General features: G+C 43.3%; 17 protein-coding genes. 8 read left to right on the top strand and 9 right to left on the bottom strand.

From position 1 onward, the window contains the following. Nucleotides 1-26 precede the first annotated feature (26 nt). Nucleotides 27-224, top strand: a complete 198-nt coding sequence (locus J4N39_RS07430) for a hypothetical protein (RefSeq protein WP_252017619.1) — start codon at nt 27-29, stop codon at nt 222-224. On the opposite strand, the gene J4N39_RS07425 is transcribed toward J4N39_RS07430, so the two are convergent. Next, complete coding sequence (locus J4N39_RS07425) at nt 221-2,437, bottom strand: putative bifunctional diguanylate cyclase/phosphodiesterase (protein WP_252017616.1); 2,217 nt, start codon at nt 2,435-2,437, stop codon at nt 221-223. The genes J4N39_RS07430 and J4N39_RS07425 overlap by 4 nt on opposite strands. Nucleotide 2,438: 1 nt before the next feature. After that, nucleotides 2,439-3,383: a phosphate/phosphite/phosphonate ABC transporter substrate-binding protein gene (locus J4N39_RS07420; protein ID WP_252017614.1), complete on the bottom strand. Its 945-nt coding sequence runs from the start codon at nt 3,381-3,383 to the stop codon at nt 2,439-2,441. A gap of 177 nt (nt 3,384-3,560) precedes the next feature. Between J4N39_RS07420 and J4N39_RS07415 the strand changes: the two genes are divergently transcribed. Then, nucleotides 3,561-4,313, top strand: a complete 753-nt coding sequence (locus J4N39_RS07415; protein WP_252017612.1) for a potassium channel family protein — start codon at nt 3,561-3,563, stop codon at nt 4,311-4,313. Between the two features lie 91 nt (nt 4,314-4,404). On the opposite strand, the gene J4N39_RS07410 is transcribed toward J4N39_RS07415, so the two are convergent. After that, on the bottom strand, nt 4,405-4,950 hold the full coding sequence (locus J4N39_RS07410) for an aldolase/citrate lyase/malate synthase family protein (RefSeq protein ID WP_252017610.1): 546 nt from the start codon (nt 4,948-4,950) through the stop codon (nt 4,405-4,407). Between the two features lie 407 nt (nt 4,951-5,357). Here J4N39_RS07410 and J4N39_RS07405 point away from each other — a divergent pair, with 407 nt between their 5' ends. The 3 genes from J4N39_RS07405 to J4N39_RS07395 all read left to right on the top strand — a co-directional run bounded on the left by J4N39_RS07405 (nt 5,358) and on the right by J4N39_RS07395 (nt 6,909). Then, nucleotides 5,358-5,636: a hypothetical protein gene (locus J4N39_RS07405; RefSeq protein ID WP_252017608.1), complete on the top strand. Its 279-nt coding sequence runs from the start codon at nt 5,358-5,360 to the stop codon at nt 5,634-5,636. A 336-nt stretch (nt 5,637-5,972) separates the two neighbouring features. Beyond that, the gene (locus J4N39_RS07400; RefSeq protein ID WP_252017606.1) at nt 5,973-6,470 is read left to right on the top strand and encodes a M48 metallopeptidase family protein; all 498 of its coding nucleotides are present in this window, start codon (nt 5,973-5,975) and stop codon (nt 6,468-6,470) included. Nucleotides 6,471-6,552: 82 nt separating this feature from the next. After that, nucleotides 6,553-6,909, top strand: coding sequence for a YibL family ribosome-associated protein (locus tag J4N39_RS07395; protein WP_252017604.1), 357 nt, complete (start codon nt 6,553-6,555; stop codon nt 6,907-6,909). 93 nt (nt 6,910-7,002) lie between these two features. Here the strand turns inward: J4N39_RS07395 and J4N39_RS07390 are convergent, their stop codons facing one another. The 6 genes from J4N39_RS07390 to J4N39_RS07365 all read right to left on the bottom strand — a co-directional run bounded on the left by J4N39_RS07390 (nt 7,003) and on the right by J4N39_RS07365 (nt 14,574). After that, on the bottom strand, nt 7,003-7,821 hold the full coding sequence (locus J4N39_RS07390; RefSeq protein WP_252017602.1) for a bifunctional 5,10-methylenetetrahydrofolate dehydrogenase/5,10-methenyltetrahydrofolate cyclohydrolase: 819 nt from the start codon (nt 7,819-7,821) through the stop codon (nt 7,003-7,005). Nucleotides 7,822-8,367: 546 nt separating this feature from the next. Then, nucleotides 8,368-10,317, bottom strand: a complete 1,950-nt coding sequence (locus J4N39_RS07385) for a putative bifunctional diguanylate cyclase/phosphodiesterase (RefSeq protein WP_252017600.1) — start codon at nt 10,315-10,317, stop codon at nt 8,368-8,370. Nucleotides 10,318-10,493: 176 nt separating this feature from the next. Next, entirely contained in the window at nt 10,494-11,114 is a 621-nt protein-coding gene (locus J4N39_RS07380) for a CDP-alcohol phosphatidyltransferase family protein (RefSeq protein WP_252017598.1), read from the bottom strand. 4 nt (nt 11,115-11,118) lie between these two features. Further along, on the bottom strand, nt 11,119-11,754 hold the full coding sequence (locus tag J4N39_RS07375) for an ATP-binding cassette domain-containing protein (protein WP_252017596.1): 636 nt from the start codon (nt 11,752-11,754) through the stop codon (nt 11,119-11,121). Beyond that, nucleotides 11,738-13,420 carry an ABC transporter permease gene (locus J4N39_RS07370; protein ID WP_252017594.1) on the bottom strand — a complete coding sequence of 561 codons (1,683 nt, stop codon included), beginning with the start codon at nt 13,418-13,420 and terminating at the stop codon, nt 11,738-11,740. The genes J4N39_RS07375 and J4N39_RS07370 overlap by 17 nt, the downstream gene beginning before the upstream one ends. A 5-nt stretch (nt 13,421-13,425) precedes the next feature. Beyond that, nucleotides 13,426-14,574 carry an ABC transporter substrate-binding protein gene (locus J4N39_RS07365; RefSeq protein ID WP_252017592.1) on the bottom strand — a complete coding sequence of 383 codons (1,149 nt, stop codon included), beginning with the start codon at nt 14,572-14,574 and terminating at the stop codon, nt 13,426-13,428. A gap of 389 nt (nt 14,575-14,963) precedes the next feature. Between J4N39_RS07365 and J4N39_RS07360 the strand changes: the two genes are divergently transcribed. The 3 genes from J4N39_RS07360 (at nt 14,964) to J4N39_RS07350 (ending at nt 17,147) form a co-directional block, all read left to right on the top strand. Continuing rightward, nucleotides 14,964-15,626: a DUF2726 domain-containing protein gene (locus J4N39_RS07360; protein WP_252017590.1), complete on the top strand. Its 663-nt coding sequence runs from the start codon at nt 14,964-14,966 to the stop codon at nt 15,624-15,626. A gap of 179 nt (nt 15,627-15,805) precedes the next feature. Further along, entirely contained in the window at nt 15,806-16,432 is a 627-nt protein-coding gene (locus tag J4N39_RS07355; RefSeq protein ID WP_252017588.1) for a chemotaxis protein, read from the top strand. Beyond that, a complete protein-coding gene (locus J4N39_RS07350) occupies nt 16,410-17,147 on the top strand; it encodes an oxygen-binding di-iron domain-containing protein (protein ID WP_252017586.1) in 738 nt (245 codons plus the stop codon). The genes J4N39_RS07355 and J4N39_RS07350 overlap by 23 nt, the downstream gene beginning before the upstream one ends. Nucleotides 17,148-17,230: the final 83 nt, after the last annotated feature.

Raw genomic sequence — 17,230 nt, 5'->3', positions numbered from 1 at the left:
AGCAGAGTAATAGATTTGGAGGTGGCATGGGCAACAATCAAGTTAATGGCATCAACATCTATTTACCCTGCAGTCCTGATTGGATTTGTGACGGGCTGATCTATTTTTTTCTTACCCTGTTTGGCATCGTGATTGTTGCAATGGTGATTCTGGTTATAAAAGAAAAGCGACGAATTGATCGTCGCTCGAATTCTCGTCGTGGTTCAATGGGTAAGAAACACTAAACTACACATCCAATTGAATCACCGCACTTAAGTTGACCACTTCCGTTTTCTATCACTACTTGGCTCGTTTGACAGGAAGAGCAACACAGCCAAGTCTCATCAAAACTATCTGCGCTGGCTGGTCGGCCAAATAGATACCCTTGGGCGGTGTTACAACCGATCGATTGAACAAAATCCAAATGTTCTTGAATTTCAACCCCTTCGGCGACGGTATGGATACCCAGCTGATTTGCCATCTCAACCACAGATGCCACTAACTGGCGATCAAATTCACAGCTCTTACTTTGGCTTAAAAAAGAACGATCAATTTTAATGCCGTCAAATTGAAACTTTCTTAAATAATTAAGGGAGGAGTAGCCCGTACCAAAATCATCCAACCATATTTTGAAACCCATCTCTCGCAACTGTTTTAGGATCCGTCTGGCCTTTGTTTCATCTAACATCAATTGGTGTTCAGTGATTTCTAAATGAATACGACTTGGAGACAGCTGATACTTCTCAAGTTGCTCACTCAACAAACGGATCAGGTCTTGTCGACATAGCTGTAGCGCCGATAAGTTAATGGCGATGTAAAAATCGGGCGACAGCTTGTGTTGCCAATGAGAAAGCTGTCTGCAAGTTGACTCAATAACGTGCTGGCCAATATCAAGAATAAGGCTGCTACTCTCTGCGATCTCAATGAACTTATCAGGTGTGATTAACCCTTTCTCCGGGTGGTACCAGCGGAGCAGTGCTTCAGCACCGCACAAGGTTTTCTCACTAACATCTACCATCGGCTGAAAGTGAAGATGAAACTGCGATAGATCGTTTAACGATTTGCGTAAAGACGACTCTATATATCGGCGCTCCTCAAACTTACGGTTCATTTGATGGGAGAAAAACTCATAAGTATTTTTGCCATGGTCTTTAGCTTGATACATCGCAATATCGGCAGACTTGATTAGCTGCTCAGCATCAACGGAATTGGAACTTGCTTTTGAAGTCAGACCGATACTGCTGCTGATATTAACTTGTTCATTATTGATCACAAATGGTTGTGATAGGCTGGTCAGAATAGCGTTAGCTACTTGTTTGATTTGCAACGTGTTTGAATAAGGCAAGAAGAGCAGGAATTCATCACCACCCACTCGGCAAAACATGTTGTAGTGATCGCCATTGAGCAAAATGTTAAGCTCGCTCATTGCTTGTCGCACTCGTTTGGTCACCTCAATGAGAAGAGCATCACCTGCTGCGTGACCATAGGTGTCATTGACCTGTTTGAATCCATCCAAATCGATGAATGCGACATACAGGTCATCATAGTTTTCGGCTTTTAAAACATTATCAATGTGGCCGACAAAAAGTGCTCGATTCGGCAGTCCGGTTAGGGTGTCATGAAATGCCATGAAGTGAATGCGTTCGGCACGGCGGTTAACCTTCTTACCCATTTGATTGAAGGCCTGAACCAGATCGCCAATTTCGTCTTCACGATTTAGGTGTTTGTTTAGTTTGGTTAGGTTACCTTCATCCACAAGCGTAATATGTCGAATGACCTCTTTAAGTGGCCGAGATAAAGACATGCCAACCAAAGAAGCTGCCATGACGCTAAAAAGAAAGCAAAGGCAGGTAACGAGTAGATAATTGAGCTGGAAGTCATCGTCCCGGATGTTGGCAAACTGATCGAGCAGTTGGTCGCCATCTTGGAGGTCTTCAAGTACACCGGTTAAGCAGATTTCAAGGTAAACACCCCCGACTAACACTCCAGACTCTATCACTGGAAACCCCAACTCAAGTGCCGATTGAGTGCGTGCCATGTACTCAGACTGATCGTCGATCATGGTTCGACGGGCGAGGGTGTTTTTAAGTAGAGTGCCAAAACTTGCGAGATCATCAGAGCCGTCGTGGTACACCTTACCAGTTTTATCAATCACTACGATGGTCGTAATTTCTTTCAGAGATAAGGCAGGCTGGATAAGGCGAGATACCTCATCCAAGTTATGCTGGTATAGAGGGTCAAATAGGTTATCAGCGAGCACTTTGGCAAGTGTTGTTCCCCGCAGCTCCATCTGATGAAACAGACTTTCTTCTGTGTGGCGCTGTATTTTAGCCGCTGCGGTTTGAGTGGTGTCATGGTACATACGTTGTTGCAGAAAGAACTGAAACACCGATGTAAAAGTGACCACGGCAATCGTGGCGATGATAAACCGAGTTTGTAAGTCGAGTTTAGGTAACATTTTATTGATTGAGCTTTAGAAGTGTTGGTAAATGTCGTCGCACTACGTCGAGTTGTTCTCGATCTTTGGGCGAAAGTGGTTTTATGTACTGACTATTTTGTAAAGAGTTAAGGATCTCACGCCCATTTGGTTCGTGTTTTAAGGTGTCAAATGCTTTGTGAATCGATGAATTAAGCGCTTTGGTATTACTATTAGGCGCGAGCAGTAGTGCTCGAGGAAGGTCGAACGAGCGGTGGAAAATCTTCATTTGTTTGCGCATATTGTTTGGCATTTCTCGATCACTTAGCCAGTTCTCATTGCTAAATGCCGCAGCATCGACGATGCCGCTGTCAACCCATAAAGACATGTTGATTTCGTTGGTCATTGCGAGTTCATCTTGGATGAATCGATACCCGACCGTATCCGGTTTTGGGCCTTGATGAATATCACTGAGATATTCGACAGGGATGCCATGTCTAATCAGTTCTAGCATAGGTTGAAAATACGCGCTGGTGGATAATCGACGCTCAAATAGCAGTGTTTTGCCCTTCAAATCAGAGAGTTGATGAATTGGAGCTCTTTGTTTGCAAAAGAATACCGAGTGATAACTGGCCAGGCTATTTTTGTCATACTTAGCGGTTGGTGTTGCGATATGGCGGTGTTCTAAAAGCAACCCGCTATAGGGTGTTGCTGCAATCAAATGAACCTTGCCAGCATTTACAAGATCAGCGATTTGACTGATGTCTTCAGTTACTACTACATTTGCGTTGGTAAATCCAAGCGCTTGGGATTTTTCACTTAGATAGGATGACAGTGGCATAAACTCGCCAATTCGTTTCTTAGCTTTGTTTGATATAACAGCAATGGTAAAAGTTTGGCCGCCATTTTCTAGAGCAAAGGTACTAATTGGAAAGCAAAGCAGAGCAGCAATGATATATTTGCATAGACTGCTAGCTAAAGAGTTCATCACTGGGCTGTCCTTATTGCCGTGGTTTTACATAAAACCTATGTATGATATCAGAGTTGTGATGTATATCAAATTAAGGTTTTACTGCACTCTGTTCCTCAGCGAATATAAGTCAGTGATTTGACTTGTCTTTTATCGCTTGTAAGATCAATGCAAAGCACAATAGAGGTTTATCTAGTGATCAAGCAATCCGAAGAGCATGTTGGGCCATTCCAACTCTTTATCCTTTTTCTATCGATATTTGTGTTGATATCGACGGTGTCACAATTGACCCTACCTTTGCCTGATGACGTCGCACAGATTTTATTGTGGTCTGATGGCTTTATCTGCTTCTTTTTCTTTATCGACTTCTTGGTTCAGCTTAAGTTAGCGCCAGATCGCTGGAAATATTTCCGAACTTGGGGTTGGATTGATCTGCTTTCCTCAATACCGATTGGCGTTTACCCTCAGCTTGGTCGCTTTGTGCGTGTTATCCGTCTCTTCCGCGTCATTCGATCGATGCGACGGGTTGCGACGGTATATATGAAGAACAAGGTCAAAAGCTCTTTTTCTTTTGTGGTATTCGTTTCAATCATGATGTTAACCTGCGGAGCCATCGCTATTTTGCTTCTCGAGGGCGGCATAACAGATTCCAACATCCATAACGCTGAAGATGCTTTTTGGTGGGCGTTTGTTACCATCACAACCGTTGGTTATGGTGATTTTTATCCGGTGACTGCCGAAGGCAGAATGGTTGCAGTCGTCTTAATGACATCTGGGGTAGGGCTGTTTGGTACTTTCACCAGTTTTGTGGCTTCATGGTTTGTCGAAGATGAATCAGATGATCAAGGAAAGCACATTATCGCTAACTTACGCAAAGAAGTGACATCATTGAAAGGTGATATTGCAGAGCTGAAAGCTTTGATTGAAGAGCAAAATAAAGATCGTTGATAATTAGGTTAGAACTACCTTTTAATAGTTTGCGTGGCGCTTTGTATGAAGAGATCGCCAAATAGCTTCATACTCACGCCACGCAATCCATTTAGCAGTAACGATTTAGAGAGTAATCGTCGCCGCTTTTTCCTGTAAATTCTTTGTCTACGCTGTGTGCGATTGGGTCACCTTTTGCCCCAGTTTCCATTAGGCTTATCCAGTAGCGGTGGCTCGTTTGGGTTTTATCGCAAAGTGTAGTTTTAGACTCCAACTGGATATCACTAATTCTCGCAAGTGTTGTTCTACCTTGGCGTTGACCCAACATGATTTCCAAGTGGCAGCCATGCTCATCTTTCAGAAGAACTGACTCTGGTTCTTGTTTATGCCCGGCTAAGGCGACAAACTGCTTAGGGTTTTTGAGGCCGGTCAGTGTGCCATCCTTGAAACAGGCCACTAGGTTGCAGTAGTAAACCATGTAGTTGGTAACATCTTGGTGCGAGCCACCTTCAAGAGGGAAAGCAGTATCCAAAATCTCTTTCGCACGTTGTTGGCTAGTTTGGGTGTTAGTCGCTGCGACCTCACCTGCAACAGCCTTGTTTTCAAACATTGAATCATTTTGTAAGTTCTGATTATTTTCTGCTGTTGACATTGCCATAGTAGTGTCCTCGTCATGGTTAACTTAGTCGAACCTAGGTTTGTTTTGACCTTTTCGCTTGGTTCAGTTTTAGATTAACCAAGTTTTCACCAAAACTTCACAAAAGAAATTTTACAGTGTAAATTTTACAAAAAATATTTCACCATACTTTATGCTGTATTCTTAAATTAAACTTTATTTTTCATATCCTTATGTTTCATTGAGTGTTTACGAGTAAAGCGGTAAAATTGCATCAATTGACTTTTGCACATTAGATTTTTTTGATCAATTTTTATCGACTTTATTCGAGTTGACATTTGATGGTCGCTTTTGTTTTGTTCTTTACAATCACCTCAGACCAGCTTTGGGTTAGCGAACCTAATTTTATTGCCTACTATTTAATTAGGGGTATAGCAGGGAGTGTGATTATGGAGTTAGTGTTTTATGGAGTGTTGACCGTGGTCATTGTATTGCTTGTGGCTCGTCAATATAAAGCTGGCAGTAAAGAGGGAAAAGGTGCATCGTCAGCGCTGTATCTCGCTCGAGATAACTCAGAACAAAAGAAACCTGTTAACAAACCCAAACTAAGACTTGTTGCTACGCAGGGCAATACCGCTCGTAACCTCAATTTATCTGAGCCGAAGACTAAACCTACACAGCTTAAATTGGTACATAGCCAAAGTGAGCAGAAAACTTCGGATAAGTAATCGATACAGCTAACGTTATGGCGATAAAAAGGTAGTGTTTGATATTTAAACCTGCTTAGAATCATGGGAGGACAAGCGATAAAGAGAATACCCCATGGAATGGATCATACTTACCACTTTGGCATTGACTGCCTTGACGATGCTGTATGCGCAGAAGCGCCAACATACTCCTCGAAAAAACACACTCACTCCTGTAGAACCTGATAAAATCGAGCCTATTGTTTTACCCGATAGCTACCGGCTCCATCCTCGTTTGAGTGATGAATCTACCCAAGTTCATATCGTCCAGTGCGAAAGTCGACTAAGCCGGAAACTAGCAAAACTCCATGTAGTTAAATGAATAATCCACTGAAATACGTTCAAGGTTACCCAGACAGTATCTTAAACCAGATCAAGCACCTTATTGACCAAGGCAAACTTGCTGCCTGGGTTAGCCAACGTTATCCAACCAATCACAACATAACCTCTGACAAAGCGCTTTTTGAGTACACTCAGGCATTGAAAAACCAGTACATGAAAAAGTCTGCTCCACTAAGTAAAGTGGTTTACGATAAAAAAATTCATATGGTTAACAATGCCCTTGGCCTGCACAGTTATGTTTCTCGTGTGCATGGCAGTAAGATCAAATCAAAAAATGAAATCCGAATTGCGAGTCTGTTTAAAGATGCACCAGAACCTCTATTGCGGATGTTGGTCGTTCATGAATTGGCTCATTTGAAAGAAAAGGAGCACAATAAGGCGTTCTATCAGCTATGTTGCCACATGGAACCTGATTATCATCAGTTAGAACTTGATGCGCGACTGTATCTAACCTACAAAGAAATGAGTAACTAGTTCAGGTGGCTAAGCGATTGGAAGTCAAAGCATAAGCTGTGTTACACTCCACGCCCAATTTTATCATCCAAAGGCGAGCGCCATGAGCACGAAACAAGAACTTCAAAAACTAAATAACCGTTTGGATAAGTGTAATCACAAGCTGAATGCAGCAAAAAGCCGTGGCGATCATGAGATGATCTCTAAGTTTTCGGACGAAATTGATAAGCTAGAGAAGAAGCGTAACCAACTAAACCACAAGCAAAGCTACGATCTCAATAAAGAGCGCAAAATGCTGCTTGATATGCCTTTCTCTCGTGAGTTGACCAAGGCTGAGCAAGCTGACCTAGGTAAACTTAAAAAATCAGTACGTGGTCTAGTGGTGGTTCACCCAATGACTAAAATTGGTAAAGAGCTTCGTCTAGACGCAATGACAGGTTTTGCTCCTAAAGAGTTTTAACCCACTGTCACCATGAGTGACTGTTGATGAACATTTAAAAAGCCGCTCCTTAACAAGAGCGGCTTTTTCGTGTCGTAGCAAACGGGTATGGCATTATTTGCTTTGATTGTAAGCGTTGAGCTTAACCGCATTACCCAATACGTGAAGACAAGTTAAGCGACCAACACCACCTGGCACAGGCGTGATGCTAGCTTCTGTGTTTACATCCTCTAGGTGTTTTATATCACCGACGAGTTTGCCATCGATTCGGTTGATACCCACATCGACAATGAGTTGGCCTTTACGGAACTGACTGTTGTCGAGCGTGCCATGATGGCCTGTTGCAACGACGACAACGTCAAACTCGGACCAATCAGTATTATCAGTTTTCGAACGGCTGTTAAAGCTGGTCACTGTACTTTGGCGGTTGATTAGCTCAATCACCAGTGGCTTGCCTACGATGTTGCTTCGGCCAATGACTGCAACATTTAGGCCAGCAAATCCTTGGTCATCATCTAGGTGGTTTTCGATGATATCAATGGCTGCTTGCACGGTGCATGGTAGTACCGGTGCTTCACCAAGCACTAGCTTTCCTAGCGCTTCAGAACCGAATCCATCGACGTCAACAGAGGCTGGAAGATCGGGGGCGATAAGGCCATTAGGTAAAGGCAATTGGAACAGAATAGGGTGGTCTGCCTTAGCTGCAATTCCATCGAGGTCATTTTGAGTTGTGCCAACTTCTGGTAGAACGAGATGATGGCAAGGAAGTTCTAGTTGTTCAAACAGTCGAATTTTGTTTCTAACATAAACTTGGCTTGCTGGGTCATCACCTACAGTAACGATGGTGAGCTCTACTGAAAGGTTCTGTTTTTCAATCTCTTGCTTAAGCTTACTTAGCGTAGCGTCGTGTAGTTCACTGATTACTTTTTTCATCTTACTTACTTCTTAAACGACTTGGCGAGAAAAACTATTGAAACGCCAAAAAATAATAATATTGCGAGAATTCACCCATTAAAACCTTAAGGGCTTTTAGGGCTTAGACGCCTTCCAATCCTTGGTAGGTTAAGGGAGATACATCATGGTTTGATTTTACCGAACTCACCGCTTGGTTCAACGGTGGTGTTAAATTATCGAAAAGCTTAAGAAAAAATCTTTAATTTTCAAGTGTTTGAGGTGAGTTAATGGCTGTTTACAGCAGTAAATCAGACTAAATACATAACTGTAATAAAAGGTTCATCTTTTTGTGCTTCCCAATTCGTATATTGTTTCATATATTTGTAATGTAACTGAAACAAAAGTTGCTTTCTATTATTCACTGAGGAGTGTGCTTATGCAGCAAAACGAAATGATTCAACCATCGAACTTTGGCTTGATTAGCCGTACATGTCTATTCTCAATTGCAGCTATCGTCGGTACTTTTGTAGTTTTGTAATAGATCTTTCATAGGGGTAGCCTTAGAGATAAGGCGTCCCCCTGTGGCTAAGCTTCCACAACAAACTTAAAATACTTCTGTTCGAAATCTTCTACTTTTAGCGGCTTGCTAAACAGATACCCCTGAAGATAGCGATATCCACAACGACATAAGTTCGTTTTTTGCTCATCTGTTTCCACCCCTTCTGCGATAACCTCAACATTCAGTGAATGACACATAGATAACGTCGCTTGCACGATGGTGTGACTATGTTGGTGGTAGCTTTCGATAAAGCTTTTATCTAATTTCACTTTGCTAAGTGGAAGATCTTGCAGTACCGATAGGGAAGAATAACCTGTCCCAAAGTCATCGAGATAGAGGTGTACGCCTAACTCTACAATATCATTGAGGTAATGCTGAACATCTGAAAAGCGCTGCATCATGCAAGATTCTGTAAGTTCTATTGCGAGTGATTGAGCTGGGAGCTGGTATTTGCAAAGCAACTCAGCAACTAAATTACTAAAGCTACTATTAAGTTGAATTTGTGACACATTGACACTGACAACAAATGGCTGATTGTTTTGAGAAAGCCACTTGGCTTGCTGAGCAATGGCTTTTTCCAGTACCCAGGCACCTAATTCAACGATCTTGCCCGTCTCTTCTGCAATCGGAATAAACTCGTCAGGGCCAATAAAACCGAGTTCAGAATCGTTCCAACGTAATAGAGCTTCGGCGCCATACAGTTTGTTCGAGGCAGAGTCCCAAATAGGTTGATAGTGTAACTCGAACTCTTGTGCTTCAAGGGCCTTTGACATTCTGTGCTTAATACGCGCTTTACGGTGCATGCCGTTGGTAAGTTCATCACAGTAGAGTTGATATCGATTACGACCCTGATGTTTGGCATGGTGCATAGCGATGCTTGATTGCTTGATCAAGGATTCGATGTCAGTGCCATGAAGTGGAAAACAGCAGGCTCCAATACTGCAACTGAGTGACAGTTCGCCGATGTCATTGAGCAAGTACTCCTGACTGATGGTTGCAACGATTTGTTGGAGCAGTGGCTCAACGGTAGGGTAACCTTCTACATTTGCAGCAAGTACAAATTCATCACCACCAAAACGGGCAATTTGCGCATGCATGCCAAAGTGGGAAGTAAGCCTTTCTGCGACGAGATGAAGCAACTGATCACCCGCAATGTGCCCATAGGTATCATTGACGGACTTAAACTCATCGAGATCAAGAAAGACGAGATGAAATTCTTTGTTATCCGCGACCAGTTCGCTTAACTGTTCGATCATACCGCGTCGGTTGAGCAGGCCAGTCAGGTAGTCGTGGCTAGCATTGAACTTCGCATCGAAGAGTTGTTGTTTACAACGGGTAATATCGGTGAGCTTGAGCAATAGCTGTTTGCGCTCGTCAAGCCAATTAGCGTTGACCTCAAAGTAGTGCTTTTTGCCATTGATGACGGTATCTATCTCTTGGTTCAGTTCTCCGTCAGCCTGCGCTGTTACGAGAAACCGATGAGCGAACTTAGAGTCGTTAATCAGATCGCCCAAATCTAGGTTGCTGCTACCAAACATGAGATCAAATGCTTTGCTATAGCTCACCAGCTTTCCGTGCTTATCAAACAGAAGAGATAAATTTCCTCCCATCGAAAAATCAATATCATGCAATAAGCTTTCTTCTTCAGAAAGGACGTGTACCAACATACCAGTTCTGCCGTCTTCTAGCTCAATACCTGAGAACTGGCATAAGCCTCGTTTACTGATGCAGTTGGGGTTGAAGGTCCACCAAGTTCGGATCGATTCTCCTTGCTCTACCAACTCACGATACTGACTTAAGGTTGCCTCTACGGCGAGAGACATGGTTGACTTGATATTGCGATTGATAAGGTTACTTAGTTTATCTTCTTCCCAAAACTCTAAAGAGGCACTGTTTGCCCAAATAATCGACTTTCTTTCGAAATCATATATCCAGATTGGACATTGAATGAGCTCAAATGCCGAAAAATGATTCATAAATAACCTAAATTCCATTCAAGTTGCATAGCGAAGTTTATACTGCAAACGATTGCCATTAATTGCTTGTATATAAACAATTTATTGCTTGTTATTCTTATGTTGTAGTATTTCGAACAATACCAGATAACAGGTATGGCGGCTAGGGAAGTGCTATGCGTTAGGTTACTTTTGTATCAAGCTCTATTTTTTACATCTAGGGTATTGAATCCAGAGTATATTCGGGTAAAGGTCGTAAACCAGCATAATGCGCCGAACACCCATGCAATCTCATTGAAGCTGAATGGGAATAGACAGACTAGAATAAAGCAGGCGATGGTTTCCGTACCCTCGGTGAGCCCACTCATATAGTAGAGTGACTTATGGTGATACACAGGGTTTTCAATGCCTCGTTTACTTGCCAGTACTGCAAATGCCAAGAAACTGGTGCCAGTACCTACAAATGAAAATATCAAAAATGCCCCTGCGATAGCATTGCTTTGAGGATCCGCCAAAATAAATCCGAACGGAACTAGAGAGTAGAAGAGAAAATCTAAGCTGATATCAAGGAATCCGCCAGCGTCCGTTATTCCTTGACGCCTTGCCAACGCCCCATCGATCCCATCACATATTCGATTGAGCAAGATACAAATCAGCGCAAGGTCGTAGTTTTGCCAAACCAATGCTGGGAGCGTAAAGCAGCCAATAATAAAACCAAACACAGTGACTTGATTGGCTGTAATTGAATATCTATCTAACTGGGCCGCCGCCAAGTTAAGCGGTGACTTAATGATTTTAATGGCGTATCTGTCTAACATTTATCTAACTCCACGGCCATTCAAGAACAAGGTTAGGATCAGCGATATCATCATGATCGTGAGTGACCAATAATGCTGGTATATTTGCCTCCTGTAACTGCTTCTCGACCCATAATCGAAATTGACTTCGCAAGTTTTTATCGAGTTTGCTGAAGGGTTCGTCGAGTAATGCCAGTTTGGGTTTGGCAAGCAACATTCTGGTTAAGCTAATCCTAGCCCTTTGGCCGCCAGAAATTTCATCTGGATAGGACTCTGCGAGATTTGATAAAGATATTGCCTTAAGAGCTTGTTTTGCCTCTTGCTCACGAGCCGCTCCTTTGACCTGGTTAGGAAGTGCATAAGCGAGATTTTGCCAGACGTTCAAGTGTGGAAATAACAGGTCGTCTTGAAACAATATTCCAACTTGGCGCTGATGTGGAGCTATCTGGTCAATTCGAATACCGTCGAGCGATATGGTGCCTTGCATCGTAAATGGGTCATCTAGATGGCCGGCAATCGCATCGAGCAATGTTGATTTTCCACAACCACTTGGCCCCATCAATGTCAATATGGTTCCTTTTTTAACCTCGACATTGAGGGTGTCGAACAGGGTAATGTCAGGGTGCTTTTTTATAGTTACGTTATTAAGCGACAGGCTCATTAATCAAAGTCCGTTTGGTAGTGTTGCGATAAAACTTTTTTGGCAATTTACTCGCCAGTATTGCAAAAGAGAAAAATAGTAACGGTAACAGCGCTTGCCAAAGCGCATAAATTGCCGTGACACGGCGGTCTGAGCCACTCGATATAGCGACAGCTTCAGTTGTCAATGTGGTGATCCTTCCGGCCCCTAGCATCAGTGTTGGTAGGTATTGAGCAAGGCTTACACTCGCACCTATCGCCCACCCAAACAGTAGGGCGGGCAATAACATTGGCATTTTAATTTTTAGCCAAGCGTGCATTGGGCTTTTCCCTAAGCTAAGTGCAATTTTGGTGTAATTGGGATCAAAGCTTCGCCACGGACCATCAAGCGCCAAGTAAACATAAGGAAACGCAAAAAAGACGTGTGCCCAAGTTACCCACAAACCGAAGCTCATGTGGCTGACATACAAAGTTAAGGTTTGGATACCAAATAGGATCGATAGTTGCGGTACTAGCATAGAAATCGCAATCATGTAATTGGGGAAAGCCGCTGAGCGTTTAATTTTGATTTCTTGAGCAATGACTGCCAGAAGTAAGGTGATCGTTGCTGTTACCGTCGCCAGCACAAAACTGGTGTGGATGGTACTTGAAACGCTCGACCACTCAATTTCCCAAAAGCGAGTGGTAAGTGAAGATGGGAATATATCTGGAAAACGCCATCTTAAAGAAAAACTCCACAAGACGGTGACAGGCACAATCAGAGCGCTCGTAGTTACCATTAACCAAAATAGGGGTTTGCCATTAAGCGCAACTCCACTGCGACCAGAGTATTGATAACGTTTTAACCCTTTACAAATCAGCATCTCGTTAAGGATCACCAATGCAATTAAGCTGGTAGCGATAGCAAACAATACCACTGCCCCAGCAGACGCACGAGGGAATAGAGTTAAATCAGGTTCGTTAAACCATTGCCACACTAAAACCGCAAACGTCGGTGGGTTAGTTGGCCCTAGCACGATCGCCATATCCACAACAGAGACGGCATATGCAATCACTGCGAACAGTGGAAAGCGGATTTTTCTGATCCATAAAGGAAGAATACACTTCCACCAAGTCTGGGTGCGGCTATAACCCATAGAGGCGCTGACTTTTTCTATTTGTGCTACCCGTAGCTGTTGAAGCACCGGTATGCTCATTAATAGAAGAAAAGGGATCTCTTTAAGAGTGAGGGCAAAAATTAATCCGAGCGCTTTGGGATCTTTGACCAGAAGTGGAAGCTGGCTTTGATCTTGATTTAATAAACCTACGGCGTCAAATAGCCGTGCACCAAGTCCTGTGGGTGCGAAAAGAAACGCAAAACCAATGGCAAAGGCCACATGTGGCATTGCCAATAAAGGAGAAAGCGTCAGCTCGACTTTATGCCACCAGCGAGTATTCCAACAAGTTTTCAAAATAACGAAACTTGCCAAACACGCCAAATAAGTGCTCGTAATAGCAGAAAAGAAGGTGAGCGCCATGGAGTGGTAAACACTACTCCATGCGTGTAAATCGATAAAACCCTGCAGAGAAAGTTCCCGCAAACCTATGGCGGGAACATAACTCATCGCAGATAATGCAACACCAACGATGCCAGGCAATGTTGGCAAAAAGCAAATAGAGATTACCAATAGGTACAACAATCTCATCATAAGGGTTAGCCGTTACCGTAACGCTTCAGCCACTCTTTCTCTAGCGCAGTTTGCCAGCTTGGGTGAGGCTCAGAAACGGACTTGAATTGCTGAGTATTCTTAGCACTACCTGTTAAGTATTCGCTACTCAAAACAGAAGGGTCACCCCATACTTTCAAATCGCCCTTACGAGACTGTGCTTCTGGGCTTAGTAAGAAGTTGATAACCACTTTAGCCCCTTGTTTAGCATTGGCATTCCAAGGAATGGCTAAGAAATGGATATTTGACAGCGCACCTTGATCCATTGCATAGGCTTTGGTTGTTGGCGCCAGAGTGCCGTTTGCTTGTGCTGAGAATACCGAGTTGGGATTAAAGCTGATGCTCAAGTCGATCTGTCCATCATCTAGCAGTTGCACCATTTCAGCAGAACCTGTTGGGAATTGCTTGCCTCCACGCCACGCCGATGCGTGAAACTCATCTAGGTATGCCCATAGAGGTTGAGTAATGATGTCGAAAGATGCGTCATCGACTGGCTTTTGCAGTGATGCGTCGTTGTTGGTCAGTTCAATTAACAAAGACTTAAGGAAGCTGGTGCCATGAAACTCAGGTGGGCGAGGGTAGCTTATGCGATTCGGGAATGCTTTTGCGTAGCTGAGTAACTGCTGAAAAGAGGTCGGCGGGTTGTTAAGCTTCTCGCTGTCATGAACAAACACCAATTGCCCAACACCCCAAGGTGCTTCTAGGCCATCGGTTGGTTCAGAAAAGTCGACATCAATTGGCATGCTCTTATCGACATATTTCCAGCTCGGTAATCCTTCGACAAACGGTCCGTACAATAACTCATTGTCCTTCATCGATTTGAAGTTTTCGCCGTTGATCCACACCATATCGACGCTGCCGCCGTCATCATTGCCAACCGCTTTTTCTGCGATCAGTCTTGCTGTGGTTTCAGCAATGTCGGTAACCTTGACATGACGAAGAGTGACGCCGTAACGAGAGCGAAGCTCGTCACCTGCCCATTGAATGTATCGGTTAATTTCTTGGCTACCACCCCAAGCGTGAAAGTAGACAGTTTGACCTTTTGCTTGGTTGACAGTGGTTTCCCATTCAGTCTGTTGAGCATGAAGTGAAGATGTACTCATGATCAACCCAAGAGCCAAAAGCAGTTTTTTCATAATCTATTCCGTTAATTATGTAATCCAAGTATCTGACGTTTACTACTTTTAAAAGCCTAGTCGGTTTTAAGTAGGTTGTTGAATAACTTGATAAGATTCGGTGACATTAAGCATGCTGTTGCTTAGCTAATGCTCGTCCCTTTTAGCCTGTATGTTTCACTAAGCCATAGAATTTTATGCGTTTTACCGTCAAGAATGAACCAGTAGACCGAGAGAGCAAGAAAAAACTTACGCACAGATACTACATTTTTGTGATTTATCTCTCAGAGGATGGTGGGGTGTGGGTTGGTAAAACTGAATTTTAATAGTGGTGACTGGTAGCTATATCGCTATAATTCAATCAGTTGTTACTCTATTTATCGGCTCTGCTGGTCGAGGTTTTTAAGTTTATGCAAAGTGTTATCATCCTTTTGGTGGTGTTGGTTACCGTCTTCGTCATTTATATGCGTTACTTTTCTAAGCGCTATGAACCAGTCACCTATCGCTACAAGAAAGTTGACCATCTCATGACCCAACAGGAGAGTGCATTTTACAATGCGTTGATTTCCGCTCTCGATAACAAAGCTTTAGTGTTTCCAAAAATGCATATGGCCGATGTGATCACCCCTCCACCGTCTAAAGATAAAAAGAAATGGGTAGCGGCATTTAATAAGATTGCTCGCAAGCATTTGGACTTTGTCATCGTGCGCCCGGGAACTTTAGATGTGCTTTGCATCATTGAGTTTGATAATGGAGCGCCATTGGATAAGACCAAGGCAGACCGTGAAAAACTGATCATGCATGTATGTAAAACCTCAGGTATCCCTTTGGTTGGAGCTAATGCCAAGTACAGCTACCAAGTGGCTAGATTGCGTCGAGTGCTTGCAGAGTACATACCTGAGCTCAATATCGAACCTGAAGTTCGGTTTTGTAAAGAGTGTGGCAGCCCTATGGTGCTAAGATTTGCTACTCAAGGCGAATACAAAGGCAGACGTTACTTTACTTGCAGCCGTGCGCCGACATGTCGTTATACCGAAGACTTCAATGAAGAGAATGAGATAAACTGGTCTTAGGGCAAAACACTCTAGGGCAACATGCTCTAGCTTCTCAATGAAACATTTAAACCCCGCAATATGAGCGGGGTTTTGTTTAACTATCACTTTTTTATGTAGATTTCCTCTCAATTGGCTGGCAATACCCATAAATTGTCTATAGTTAAATCAAGTTGGTTAGCTAATAAGAAAAGCCTTTTATGGACAAGTGTGTGTTTGTAACTGCGGCGCAAGTTGCCGCTGAGTTAAATAAAGGGATGGTCATCGCTAAGCGATTGCTATTGATCGCCAGTAACGCTCGAGCACTAGCGCTTCGAGCAGGAGAAAGCGCCGCAGGCTTTCGACCTATCACAGATTCCATCGATGATTTAGTGAGGACGACTCTAGATTCCTCTAAAGTGATCAATGGGCGGGCACAACATCTAAGCCGAATAGCTACTGCAGAAGTGCGATCTGGTGACGCGCTTAAAAAAGTGCAAGCGGTGTATAAACGCCATCCAGAGGCAGCCCATCTCAATACCATCGATAAAGCACGGGACTATATTCACGCCGAACACCAACAACATTCTTCTCAGTTTCGCCGTGAGGCGAAGATTCTAAATGAGATGCTTCTAGAGTTATACAGTGAGCTTAGAACGGCACAAATTATCTCGACCATGTTAAGTGTTGAAGCGTCTCAAGCGGGTGAACTTTATAAAGATCAACTGAATAGTATCGCAACCAGCGTGGCAGAATCTGCACAAGCAATTCAAGCGCACGTGTCTAAATCACTCAAATTGTTTTCTGAACTGACAAGGAATTCTTATGCAAACAAAAGAGCTGTTTAAGAAGGGATCGCATCGTTGGCTAGTGTTTGGTCGTGATCCTGACAAACCGGATAAGATCATCGATACGAATCAGTACATGATAGTGCATCGTGACGAGTCGATATTACTTGATCCCGGTGGTATAGAGCTCTTTTCTGCCATGCTTGGAAGTGTGGTAAAAGAAGTCCCAGTTGAGAACATCACCAACCTATTTGCTTCTCACCAAGACCCGGATATTATCTCATCTCTAGGGTTGTGGGACCAAGCACTGGAGAAGGGCACTAAGCTTCATTCCCCATGGCTTTGGGAAGGGTTCATCCGTCATTTTGGTATGGATAGGATCAGCTTCGAGCCGATTCCTGATGAAGGGCGCACAATCACTATTGCTGGATTAGAGATCCAATTTGTACCAGCGCACTATATGCATTCTTCGGGTAATTTTTCGGTTTACGACCCTCAAGCAAAAATTTTGATGTCTGGAGACATAGGTGCGGCATTAGACAGTGCGGACGCCCCAATGTTTGTCGAAGATTTTGATGCACATATTCCGAAAATGGAGTATTTCCATCGACGTTGGATGCCTTCGAATCAAGCTAAGTCGTGTTGGATTGAGCAAGTCAGCCGTTTGGATCTGGATATGATGTGTCCTCAACATGGTGGGATATTCAAAGGGGATGATGTGAAACGATTTCTTGATTGGCTTGATCGCCTCGATGTTGGCATTGCGGTCAAATAGTAAACACCAAGCATTCAGTTGATAATGTCATCGCAGTGTCAAACATAGATTTCATGTATTGATTAATAAGGTTTGTAGTAATA

The sequence above is a fragment of the Vibrio sp. SCSIO 43136 genome (genome assembly GCF_023716565.1).
Classification (GTDB): Bacteria; Pseudomonadota; Gammaproteobacteria; order Enterobacterales; family Vibrionaceae; genus Vibrio.
This window is presented reverse-complemented; position numbering and strand designations above follow the sequence as displayed.